This window comes from Neolewinella aurantiaca (genome assembly GCF_008014675.1).
GTDB lineage: Bacteria > Bacteroidota > Bacteroidia > Chitinophagales > Saprospiraceae > Neolewinella > Neolewinella aurantiaca.
In genome coordinates this window covers 24,070-36,313 of record NZ_VOXD01000003.1, presented here as the reverse complement: position 1 = coordinate 36,313, position 12,244 = coordinate 24,070, and the positions used below count along the sequence as shown (strand labels likewise).

Annotated in this window: 8 protein-coding genes; all 8 read right to left on the bottom strand. The window is 52.4% G+C overall.

Translation table 11 applies throughout. The features are described 5' to 3' along the window. Nucleotides 1–14 precede the first annotated feature (14 nt). The 8 genes from rpsJ to FUA23_RS02385 all read right to left on the bottom strand — a co-directional run bounded on the left by rpsJ (nucleotide 15) and on the right by FUA23_RS02385 (nucleotide 12,074). Complete coding sequence (rpsJ, locus tag FUA23_RS02420; protein WP_068216020.1) at nucleotides 15–323, bottom strand: 30S ribosomal protein S10; 309 nt, start codon at nucleotides 321–323, stop codon at nucleotides 15–17. 229 nt (nucleotides 324–552) lie between these two features. Further along, the gene (gene fusA / locus FUA23_RS02415) at nucleotides 553–2,685 is read right to left on the bottom strand and encodes an elongation factor G (RefSeq protein WP_147929122.1); all 2,133 of its coding nucleotides are present in this window, start codon (nucleotides 2,683–2,685) and stop codon (nucleotides 553–555) included. Between the two features lie 137 nt (nucleotides 2,686–2,822). Then, complete coding sequence (rpsG, locus tag FUA23_RS02410; RefSeq protein ID WP_147929121.1) at nucleotides 2,823–3,299, bottom strand: 30S ribosomal protein S7; 477 nt, start codon at nucleotides 3,297–3,299, stop codon at nucleotides 2,823–2,825. 110 nt (nucleotides 3,300–3,409) lie between these two features. Continuing rightward, the gene (gene rpsL, locus FUA23_RS02405; RefSeq protein ID WP_147929120.1) at nucleotides 3,410–3,784 is read right to left on the bottom strand and encodes a 30S ribosomal protein S12; all 375 of its coding nucleotides are present in this window, start codon (nucleotides 3,782–3,784) and stop codon (nucleotides 3,410–3,412) included. 538 nt (nucleotides 3,785–4,322) lie between these two features. Beyond that, a complete protein-coding gene (locus FUA23_RS02400; RefSeq protein WP_147929119.1) occupies nucleotides 4,323–5,636 on the bottom strand; it encodes an amidohydrolase family protein in 1,314 nt (437 codons plus the stop codon). Between the two features lie 110 nt (nucleotides 5,637–5,746). Next, entirely contained in the window at nucleotides 5,747–7,099 is a 1,353-nt protein-coding gene (locus FUA23_RS02395) for an amidohydrolase family protein (RefSeq protein WP_147929118.1), read from the bottom strand. Between the two features lie 66 nt (nucleotides 7,100–7,165). After that, nucleotides 7,166–8,896 carry an amidohydrolase family protein gene (locus FUA23_RS02390; RefSeq protein WP_147929117.1) on the bottom strand — a complete coding sequence of 577 codons (1,731 nt, stop codon included), beginning with the start codon at nucleotides 8,894–8,896 and terminating at the stop codon, nucleotides 7,166–7,168. A gap of 244 nt (nucleotides 8,897–9,140) precedes the next feature. Continuing rightward, a complete protein-coding gene (locus FUA23_RS02385; protein WP_147929116.1) occupies nucleotides 9,141–12,074 on the bottom strand; it encodes a CHAT domain-containing protein in 2,934 nt (977 codons plus the stop codon). Between the last annotated feature and the right edge of the window lie 170 nt (nucleotides 12,075–12,244).

The window sequence follows — 12,244 nt, the reverse complement described above, 5'->3', positions numbered from 1 at the left end:
AAACGTACCTTTTATTAGGTAAGCTTAACCTGAATGTCTACACCAGAGGGGAGTTCGAGCTTCGAAAGCGCGTCCACCGTTTTTTGGTTGGGGGTGTAGATTTCAATCAGGCGCTTGTGCGTGCGCAATTGAAACTGCTCCCGGGATTTCTTATTCACGTGCGGCGAGCGCAGTACCGTGTAGATATCCTTTTCGGTGGGCAGCGGAATCGGGCCAGTTACGATGGCCCCACTGTTCTTGACGGTTTTTACGATCTTCTCAGTAGACTTGTCTACCAGGTTGTGATCGTAAGACCGCAGTTTGATGCGAATTTTCTGATTCATGCCTTAATGATTTATCTACAGTAAAGTGGCAGTTGAGAGTCGTTGTTAAAGAGAAGCACGCTCTTTGCAGTCGCTCAGCTTCATTTTTCAGCGACCCGCCAATTTTGTGTAGATGGTTAGATTTTCAAATTGTATTAGACAGTTCCGGCTTTCCGGCAGTCGTTTAGAGTTAGAAACTCCCGCTCCCCGACACGCGGCCGGAAAGAGCGGGAGTAATTTTATTCAGTTATTATGCTTCACCGCGTGCTTCAGCGATTACTTCTTTAGCAACACCCTGTGGTGCTTCTGCGAAGCGATCGAAAGTCATGCTGGAGTTAGCACGGCCTGAAGTGATGGTACGGAGGTCAGTTACGTAGCCGAACATGTTCGCCAGAGGTACATCAGCAGTAATGCGGATTGCTCCACCATTCATGGTTTCCTGTCCTTTTGGAAGGCCACGACGACGGTTAAGATCTCCGATTACGTTACCAGTGTACTCCTCAGGAGTTACGATAACCACTTCCATGATTGGCTCGAGCAGTTTCGGGTTACACTGCTTAGCAGCAGCTTTGAAACCTTCTTTGGCACAGAGTTCGAAAGCGAGAGGCTTCGAGTCAACGGAGTGCATACCACCGTCGAATACTTTGACCTTCATACTATCGATGTTGTATCCAGCGAGGATACCATTCTTCATCATAGAGAGGAAACCGTCCTTGATTGGCTTCTGGTAGTTCTTATCGATAGCACCACCAACAATTGCCCATTCGAACTGCATTTTCTCTTTACCGCTCTTGAATTCTTCGCTGTCGAGGAACTCCTGATCTGCAGGGCCGAGGGTGAAGCTCATGTCTGCGAAGAGACCAGAACCACCAGACTGCTTTTTGAGGCGCTCACGGTGCTCAACGGTGGTGAACAGTGCTTCTTTGTATGAAACCTGTGGTGCACCAACGTTCGCTTCTACTTTGAACTCGCGCTTGAGGCGGTCAACAATGATTTCAAGGTGAAGCTCTCCCATACCTGCGATGACGGTCTGGTTGGTCTCCTCGTCGTACCGAACAGTAAAGGTAGGATCCTCTTCTGCGAGTTTAGCAAGTGCCATTCCCAGCTTGTCGAGGTCTTTTTGCGTCTTAGGCTCAACAGCAACGGCGATTACCGGATCAGGGAATACCATTGACTCGAGTACGATAGGATTCTTTTCGTCACAAAGAGTATCACCAGTACGGATATCTTTGAATCCAACTGCAGCAGCAATATCACCAGCTTCTACTTTATCGATAGCCTGCTGTTCGTTAGCGTGCATTTGGTAGAGACGAGAGATACGCTCCTTGTTGCCTGAACGTGTGTTCTTCACGTAAGAACCGGCTTCAAGTACACCCGAGTAAACGCGCATGAATGCCAGACGGCCAACGAAGGGGTCAGTAGCAATTTTAAACGCGAGGGCTGCGAAGGGCTCGTCAACAGAAGGAGCGCGCTCGAGTACTTTCTCCTCATCGTCAGGATCAGTTCCTTTAACGGGGGGAATGTCCAGCGGGCTCGGCAGGTAAGCACAAACTGCATCGAGAACAGCCTGTACACCTTTGTTTTTGAAGGCAGAACCACACATCATCGGAACGAAGGCAGCATCGGTTACTGCATCACGTACAGCTTTGCGTACTTCTTCAACGGTGATGCTGTCTGGGTCTTCGAAGAACTTCTCGAGGAGGCTCTCGTCGTACTCAGCTACAGCTTCGAGTAGTTTCTCGCGCCATTCGTCTACGGTGTCTTTTAGGTCCGCAGGCATATCGATGACCTCGAAGGTCATACCCTGGTCGTGCTCGTTCCACACGATAGCTTGCATGGTAATGAGATCAACAACACCACGGAAGGTTTCTTCGGCACCGATTGGAATCTGCAGTGGAATAGACTTGGAACCAAGCTTTTCCTCAACGTCTTTTACAACGGCGAGGAAGTCAGCACCGGAACGGTCCATTTTGTTTACGAAACCGATACGTGGCACCTTGTAGTTGTCAGCGAGACGCCAGTTGGTCTCAGACTGAGGCTCTACGCCGGATACAGCACAGAAAAGGAAAACGAGACCATCGAGTACACGCAGGGAACGGTTTACCTCTACGGTAAAGTCAACGTGACCGGGAGTATCGATGATGTTGAAAATGTAATCCTGGTTTTTCCACTTCCAGTTAGTGTGGGTTGCAGCAGAAGTGATGGTGATACCACGCTCCTGCTCCTGCTCCATCCAGTCCATGGTAGCGGCACCGTCGTGTACCTCGCCAATCTTGTGGCTGATACCAGTGTAGTAAAGAATGCGCTCAGTAGTAGTGGTCTTACCCGCATCAATGTGCGCGGCAATACCGATATTTCTGGTGAACTTAAGATCCGTTGCCATGGCAGGAGGGATTTGAAAATTAGAAATTTGAATCTAGAAATTTGAGGGCTAGAAACTAGAGGGCTAGCATCTAGAGAACCAGGAGTCAGGCATTACAGGAACCAGGAACTAAAACATAGTTCCTGGTTCCTGAATTACTAACGTCCGTAGTGAGCGAAGGCACGGTTAGACTCGGCCATCTTATGCGTGTCTTCTTTACGCTTCACGGCGAGGCCTTCGTTGCGGCTTGCTGCGAGGAGTTCAGAAGAGAGCTTTTCAGCCATTCCTTTGCCGGAACGCTGGCGGGCAAATTTGATGAGCCACTTCATTCCGATAGACATCTTGCGCTTTGCGCGGATCTCAGTAGGAATCTGGAAGGTAGCACCACCGATACGCTTAGAGCGTACCTCCACCTGGGGCATTGCGTTGTTCAGGGCGCGTTTCCACACTTCGAACTCGTCGATTTCCTCAGAAGCAACTTTCTCCTTGATGATATCCATAGCATCATAGAAGATGCGGAAGGATGTGGATTTTTTGCCTGAGAACATAAGCATGTTCACGAACTGAGTCACCATCGCGTCTCCGTAACGGGGATCGGGAGCAATGACTCGAACTTTTGGTTTTCTTTTACGCATAACTTTTTTCTTCAGATGGCTGCGGATGCACCGCTCACCAAATGGCCTCCTATGCTTAGAAGGCTCATCTTACTTAAGGTTAAAAATCCCTGCACCGGTTAGGGTGTAGGTTACTTCTTAGGACGCTTAGCACCGTACTTGGAACGAGCCTGACGACGATCGGATACACCGGCCGTATCAAGTGCGCCACGAACGATCGTGTAACGTACACCTGGAAGATCCTTTACACGACCTCCGCGAATAAGCACGATAGAGTGCTCCTGCAGGTTGTGTCCCTCTCCCGGGATGTAAGCGATTACCTCGATACCGTTGGTGAGACGAACCTTCGCTACCTTACGGAGAGCTGAGTTCGGCTTCTTAGGCGTCGTAGTGTAAACACGGGTACAAACACCGCGCTTCTGGGGGCAGGAATCAAGTGCACGAGACTTACTCGCTTCTACGATCTGCTTGCGTCCTTTGCGGACTAACTGATTAATTGTAGGCATACGTTTATTTGCTTTAACTGCGCTTTTTTTTATTTACCAGAGGCCTACCTCCTTGAAAAGCGAGCGCAAAGGTAAGCATTCTTCTTTATAGTTCCTAACGAATTCACGACTTGGAGCATTTTTATTCCTCATCCGCTGAATTTGAGATCATTTTAGACCAAAAACCGGTGTTTCCGCATTGTTAACCAGGTGTTTAGGCAAATACTCCTGATTTTAGCCAGGGCCCATGCATCTGCTGTTAGGACGGTCGTTCAGAAGGCGCGGACGCAGGTGCAATGAACAGCTGACCGAAACATGGTACAACCTGAATGCTTATGCTCGTTTCGCAGAAAACCCTTCAAGTTGCCGGAGCAGGAAGGCACAAATGACACCGAAAGGCTCCGAAACCAGAGCCGGACATCGTGTATTCAAACAGCACGGCCCCTGATGTAGGTTACATCAGAGGCCGTACATTCATGATCAGAGAGCGAACAGTTCAACTTTCGTTGCACCTGCGGCCCCGCCCTGACTTAAATTCTGTTGAAACAGATCAATTGATCTAGTTCTTCACGCCCGGGCTGCGCTCGAGAAACTCATCGTAGAGCAGAGAATGGCGACTGTTCATCGGGATTTCCCATCCCTGAATAAATACCTGATCGATTTGTGTTTTGGTTTCGAACGGATCACCATCACAGATGAAGAGGTTAGCCACTTTACCCACTTCAAGCGAGCCCAGTTCATCCCCTAGTCCCATCATACGGGCCGGAACGATGGTGATGGCTTCCAGTGCTGCTTCCCGGCCCATCCCGTAAGTTGCAGCAAAAGCAGCGTGGAACGGCAGATCGCGAACGTTCTCCGTCTGGTCGGTTCTGATGGCAACGGTAACTCCGGCCTTTTTCATTGCGCCAGCGTTTGCGTAGGCGCGGTCATAGCGATCAGATCCTCTGGTAGGAATACTGATAACCGGCCCTGTAACCACGGGTACGCCGGAAGCTGCGATCTCATCGGCAACGCGCCAGCCTTCGGCACAGCCGGTGAGGATAGCTTTGATCTCGTTGTCTTTGATCCACTTCAGAGCGGCAATGATATCGTCTTCGCGGTTCACTTCCACCAATACCGGTTGTTCTCCCTTAATGGTAGGGATCATTGCCTCCAGCACAGGGTCGTACTCCTGGCGAATGCTCGCATCCTTACTCTTAGCCTCTCTGACTTTGGCAAAAAACTCAGCCTCTTCCCACAAGTCATTGATTTGCTTGAGCTTTTTGGCTTCTTCTTTCTTCCGGTCTTCGGGGCTTCGGCGATCACGGCGGCCACGTGCTCCGGAGGAGGGGAAGTTCAGGCGGATGGCCCGGAAGCCGGCGTACATCTCGTCGGGAGAGTAACCGACAAGGTTGATCAGCGAAGCGGTGCCGGGGATGAGCCCACCTCCTGGCTGGGCAATCACTGTAGTTACGCCGCTTACCCGGGTAACGGGGATGGCAACGGAACTCGGGTTGACCGCCGTTAGGGCTTCCATATGAGGCTTGATGTCGCCGAGTTCGTTATCGTCCCGCGTAAGAGAGACGGAGCTAACTTCAACGAGCCCCAGGCTGGTTCCCATATCGATAAAGCCGGGGTAGATGAACTTACCGGTACAGTCGATCACACTTGCTGAAGCCGGAGCTGCAACAGAACTGCCCACCCCGGTGATTTTACCGTCTTCGATGAGCAGGTCGCCCTTAACGGTGCCTTTAGTAATGGTTTCGATGGTAGCGTTTTTCAGCAGAAACGCTCCTTTGGTTGCCTTGCCCACCACCTGAGCGGAGAGCTGTCCGGCCACGAACAGGCAAGCCAGGCAAGCCAGGCAACAAAGAATTATTTTATTGAATCTCATTGATTCTTGATTTTTTTATGGTTAACTCGTCGGTTGAGCGGAGTTTGAAAAGGTTGCGGGGAGAGAACCAAGCGCTGGTTTCCTGCTGCTCGGTTCTTCACCCCCTGACATTAGTGGTGAAACAGCTCTTCGGCTGCTCCTTCCATACACCGGTGATCGTGGTCGTAGTCGAGCATCATAGCGTCTACATCTTCCGGGTCTACGGACATACGCATATCGTTGTTGTCCTCTTTGATGTCGAAGCGAACGATGCCGTCAACGATGGTCATTTGCGGGACTGCATAGACAGACAGCGGATGAGCGTTAAAGATGGCGATATCGCCGTCTTTCCCTTTTTCAAGAGAGCCGACCCTGTCTTCGATCCCCAGTTGAATGGCCGGGTTGAGGGTGATGAGGCGCAGGGCTTCGTTATCGGTCAGTTTACCGTAGCGCTGGGTTTTACCGGCCTGGTGATAGAGGTGACGGATGTAGTCTCCGGAGTCAGAGTTGATTGACGTCACGACACCGTTGCGGGTCAGGATTGCGGCATTGTAAGCGGTGGAGTAGTAAACTTCGAACTTATAAGCCCACCAATCGGCAAAGACCGAAGCCATTGCGCCGAACTCAGCGAGTTCGGGTGCAACTTTAAAGCCTTCGTTTACGTGTTGGTAAACGATCTTCTCGATGCCAAAATCTTTACAGACGTTCATCAGCATGAGGATTTCATCGGCCCGGTAGGAGTGACAGTGAATGATGATATCTCCCCGGAGGATGTCGGCCAGCGCTTCCATACGACGGTCGTACATCGGAGGAACAGCCTGAGGGTCTGAGGTCATCTTTTTGTTGTAATCCTCCTGAGCGGTCATGTAATCCCGGGCTTCGGAGAAAGCTCTGCGAAACACCTGCTCTATCCCCATACGGGTGCGGGCGTGCAGGCGGTTGCCTTCGCCGTGAACGCGGATCGGGTTTTCGCCAAGTGCGAACTTGATGGTGCGGGGGGCTCCCTCCATCTTAAGTTCTTCGGGATCGTAAGTACCGTAGCGAAGTTTGATGGTTTCGCACTGCCCACCAATTGCGTTGGCTGATCCGTGCATGGCGTGGGTGGCGGTTACGCCACCGGCCAGAGCGCGGTAAATCCCTACGTCGAGGGGGTCGAGTACGTCACCTGTTTCCACCTCGGCGGTAACGATATTGGTGGCTTCGTTTACCGCGTCGAGTGCGATGTGAGAGTGGGCATCAATGATGCCGGGCATTACAAACTGTCCGGTGGCATCAACTACTTTGGCTCCCTTAGGCGCCTTGAGTGACTTACCGATTCCGGTGATTTTGCCGTCAGTAATAACAACGTCCGCATTCTCCAAAATCCCGTTGGTGATGGTGATTACGGTTCCGTTCTTGATATGGATGCTGCCTTTCTCTGTCTGGGCCGTCATTGATGTGGCCACTGCGAAAAGCAGAAGGAAAATTATATTATATTTTTTCATGCTGGTATTTCCAAAGCGTGAATGAATGGTGTTTGAGGTACTGGCTCAGGCCAGTGCTAGCGGATTTTATTCCGGGGTCCGTGAACCCTCTACGTCAAAAGAACCAAAGTTGCCCGCTTTAACGGAGCCTTCGATGTTGTTGCCATCGATGATGAGATCGAAGGACAGGTTGATCCGCTGGCCGCCTGCTTCGAACTGGCTGCCGAAGGTGAGGTTGGAACCATCCAACGTAACATCGGAGAGACTCCGCGATTCGCCTTCGGCTGACATTGTTCCGCTCAGGCTTCCTCCGTCATCGGTGATGGTGAGGGTGCTCTCGGTCGATTGTCCGGGAACGTCGATCGTGATTGTCCATTCGCCAGCGGCTTTTACCGTAGCGTTGGGGTCGGACAGTCCGCTCTTTTTCTTCTTTTTGGCTTCGTATTCGTGGGGGGTACCATCTACAATGACGTAGCGGACGTTGGAGCCTTCAGCGAAGTAAGGCTTATCGGTCACGACCAGGTTAGCGATTTTTCCCTTTTCTACGGTACCGGCCACGTCAGCGATACCAAGCATTTTAGCGGGCGTGGTGGTGAGTGCAGCCAGGGCCTGGTCTTCGGTAAGGCCAGCTTTGATCATGCGCCCAAGGTGTGCACGGATTTCACCTGCTTTCACATTCAGGGTTGAGAAGCCAAAATCGACTCCTCCTTTGGCCAACATTGCCGCTTGCTCTTCGAGTTCTTTGCGGGAAGCATCCCGCCGGGCTTCGGCCTGGTCAAGTATCATCTTTTTCTCAGGAGACATTTCTTTGTCTCCTTTCTTCTTGTCCTTTTTTTCATCGGCGTCTTTCTTATCTCCTTTTCCTTTCCCACCTTTTTTCTTGTCCTCTTTCTTCTCTTTTGGAAGGTCCAGGCTAAGGAACACGGGGGTTGAGGTGGCTTTGAGTTTGTCCATCACCAGTTGTCCGCGGGTCATTTCTGCCAGTACCAGGTCGAAGCCAAGTTCTTTTGACAGGCCAATTGCCCGGTGAACTTCTTTTACGTCGTCAACTTCGAAAAAGACGGGCATCTTTTTATCGATAACCGGGAAGAAAGCCTCGAGTACTTCGTCGTACTCCGGCCGGTTCATTCCGCGGGCGTTCGTTGCGTACTTATCTGACTGGCCTTTTACCTGTTCAGCCTGCATGTACAGTTCACGGTACTTAGACATAATGGCCATAGTGGTAGACGGGTAAACCCGGCGCCCACCTTCGAAGGCGGAGTACAGCGAAGTGTTCGTGCGCAGAACCATTTCGCGTTCATCGTCTCCGCCGAGCAGAACGATGGCTCCCTGCCCGGGCAGCATACCACCGTAAGGAACCACATGAGCGGCGGTGAAGCCAAGAGCCCGCATATCGGACACCGACTTATCGTCCGCCTTCATCATATCCGTTACCGAGCGCTCCGGCTGAATACCGGCGACTGAGTTAGGAGGGTTACCCGGATCTTTCACTTCCGGACGGCTGCCGCGTTCCGGCTGCTTTGGTTTCGGCACTCCTGTGTGGGAGAGACCTTCGATAAAGCCCGCGTAAACGTACAGAGAATCACCTTCTAATGTTTTAGCGTCCAGGGGAGCTTTCAGACCTTTACCCACAGCCTCGATGAGGCCGTTGCGGATAACCACCGAACCAAGGTCAATGACCTTGCCGGGTTCTTGCATGATGAAGGCATTGTCAATAAAAAAAGCCCTCGTGACGGGAGGGCGTTCGTCTTGCGCCCAGGATAACACCGGGAGCAGGAGCAGAAATGGTAGAAACCATTTTACGGTTTGCTTTCGCATATTCAGTTGATTGGTTAGTTGATTAAGTTAAAACCTGACCTTACATAAAGTAGAGAGTGGCCAGTCCGCCAACCGACGAAAAATCGGCTTTTAGAGGCGATGAAGGTACATTTAATTTGCATAACAGGATGCATTGGTTCTGACATTTGGGAACTTGCCGGTTTTGGGGCGATAAACGCAGGTGCCGGCTGGGTTGAAGAAAGCGTTGCTTCCACCAAAACGATGGAACAATAAACCAACAACCCTACCCTTCCACCAAAAAGAAGCTCCCCCAGTAAACAACTCCCCGCCGCTCCGGAGGAGCGAGCCGCAAATACTCAAGCGTCGCCAGCCGTAATGCCTCCGCAGGGCTGTGCCCCTGCAGGTGCTGGTGAAAGGCAACCATGAGTTCCTTCCCGGTCTGGTCCTCTACCGGCCAGAGTGCTCCGAGAACACTGCTGGCACCGGCAGAGAAAAAGGCCGACTGCAAACCGTACATATCATCAGCAGCCAGCTCATCAAAGCCCCTCACGGCCTGCGGCCGTGCTCCCGCAAAGCATGCACTCAGCACCACCACCTCAGCGGAGAGGCGCAGCAACGACACGTCGAATCCGTCGATAAAGCCATCCCGGAGGAAAAGGCGGGCATCCATCGGGCTTTCCGCCAAAGGGTCTTCTCCGTGAACCGCCAGGTGAACCACGCGACACGTTTCCAGCTCCTGTACGGCGTCCCGACTAAGAATGTGCTCGCGCCGCGCCGCCTCTCCGTTGAAGTTCAGCACCGGCACACCGATGTCGTTGTAGTACGCTGCGAGTTCATTCACCTCGGCCAGTGCGCCCGGCAAAGAAGTCAGTCCCTGGCCGTTGAAGTCAGCAAAGCAATCGGTACCAATCAGCGCGACACTCCCACCCTCATTTCCGGAGGACGGCGCTAAAGGCAGACAACTCAGGTTGGGAAGGTAGCTAACGGCAAACTGCTCAATCAGGTACCCACCTTCATACGGCAAGGCATGAAACGGCACTGCGTGCAACTCATGATGAGGACAAATCCGTAAATGCCGGCAACCAATGAGCGCCTCCCGGAACTCGTCCGGCAGTAGCCATTCGGCCAGCTCCTTGTGTTTTAACTCCGGGCGGGCGAACGTCCTATCCCTGTATTTCGGTACATATCCGGCCATTGCCCGGCCGCGGTATCCGGCTGGCAACCCGCCGCCGAAGGCGGCAATGTGCTCATGGAGCCACTCTTCATCAACCTGGTATTCCTGCGCCAGCAACCGGTCGCCCGTAATAAGCTGGAAGAACCAGACACCTCCAATCAGCTCGCAGTAGTTGAGGACTGCTTCTCCCTCGCCCAGTCCTTCAGTTACTTTGAAAAAGGAGGCGGCCCGGTAGTCAAAAGGCTCCCGTTGGCTCCGCGCCCGGAGCAAGCGGGTGTCGTACAGGATTTGTCGCCTCCGGGTAACGGAGGCCAATGTTTCAGGATCGGCCTCCATACTTTGCCGGTGCAACGCACCGAGTTCCTCTTTCAGGTCTTCTGCTTCTTCACCCTGGCGCAGCAATGCTTCCTTGTACCCACGGGCTTTCACCAACTCCATCAACCCCAGCATCAGGTCCGTATCATTGTTCTTCCAGCTGATCTTCAAGGAAAGCGCGTAAAATTCGTACTTATCCTGAATAAAAGCACTGCGCTGGTACGGCGTGGTGATGTCTGCCCTTGCAGCCTCGATGAGGTCAATAGCACTCAGGCATGTATCCAGGCGCTGCCCAATATGATCCGGCCCCAGGTAGTTACCGACCATCAGCTTCAGGATGTGCAACTGCTCTTCCAGCCGGTTAGCAGTTGTTGCCAGTTCGTAGGCGGTATTCAGAGCCTTCTCCGAATCTTCCACCTCACCGCGGCAGGTGTGAAACTCTCCGATGAGTTGCCACACCAACATCTCGTTTACGAGATCACTTTTCACCGTATCGTCCTCAAGTTTAGTGTACAGCGCGGTGTGTAATTCATCGGACTGATCGCCTTCCTCGAAGCGGTCATATATCGCAGTCAGCCACTGATTGAAGTTACTTGCCGCATGATCCAGTCTTTGCTCGTTCCAGGCAGTAAAAGCGGGGATCGGCTGACCGGCGATCACGTGCTGATCCACCAGCTCCTGGTAGGCCTGAAGTTCGCGGCACTTTTCGATCATATCGAGACAACGTTCCCGCCTTTCCTGCCAGAACTTCCTGTCTTCGGGCGCAGGAACGGTTATTTCCCGAAGCGTAGCATACTGCCCATGGAGTGTAGCCGCAGCCATAAACCGCTCCAGGGTGTAGTTTGCCCGAGGCTCCCAGGACGGGAGAGTATTCAGCCAGGAGTTAAATACTGCTGCCGTATCGTCTTCATCGAGCCCAAGCCCAATTGCCCGCAGGTCCGCAACTATTTTTTCGAGGAAGTAATTCGTTTCAGTCAGGTCTCCGGTTTGTGCATATCCCTTCGCAAGGGTGTACGCAAGGACCGCCCGATCGAGCGAAGGAGGGCGGTCCTGAACCACCTCCCAGATCGGTAAAACAAGGTTGAGGGCTTCGTCGATATTGCGGGACCCGACAAAGAGAAGTTTTGCGGACCGACACCGGTTTTTCATCGCCCGGCCTCTCCGGCCAAAATCCTCTGCTTTGATTACCGCCATATTTGCGTGAGCCACCGCTTGCAAAAGATCGTTGCGCTGCTCATAATAACTGCTGAGTACTTCGATACAATTCAGCAGCAATGTTGCCAGGTCACCTTTTGTGTCCACATCACCGTAATCCTTTATTGCCTGATGCACCTCCGAGATCAGGTTACTCATCGTTTCCACCGGATCGGGTGTATCGCCGGCGTCGATGAATCGTGGATAAAAAGAGCCAATGAGCTCGTGAAACTCAAGTGTTTTGATGGGGTTGTCATCAGACTCGTCATTCTGGCGACGAACAAACGCCAGCCATTGCTGAATCATTTCAGTTTCTTCGTCGTCCGCCGGCGGGTAATCGAGTAACCTTCCGTGGAGAAACAAACGGTGGTGATCTGCAGATTTATCCCATGTTTCCCGAAACAGAGCCGGCCAGCGATCAGCGGCCGACTTCAGGCTGCTTGCTTCGTCGACCAGCCGGACCGCTCTAGCTTCGGCTCCCTCGAAGCGGGCCAGGAGGCGATTACGGAGGTCGGGAGGCAGGCTCAATGGCATTTGATATGTTTACGGGTAAGAAGCGTAAAATAAGGGATGCTACGGCTTTCGCGCTACCCTGTTTATTTAAAAACCGGCTTTGCACCTGCGGCCGCGCCCGTAAATCAGGCACTGTTGTTATACGGTTAGCGTATCCACTAAGCCACCCTGACAACAACTGAATTGCACAT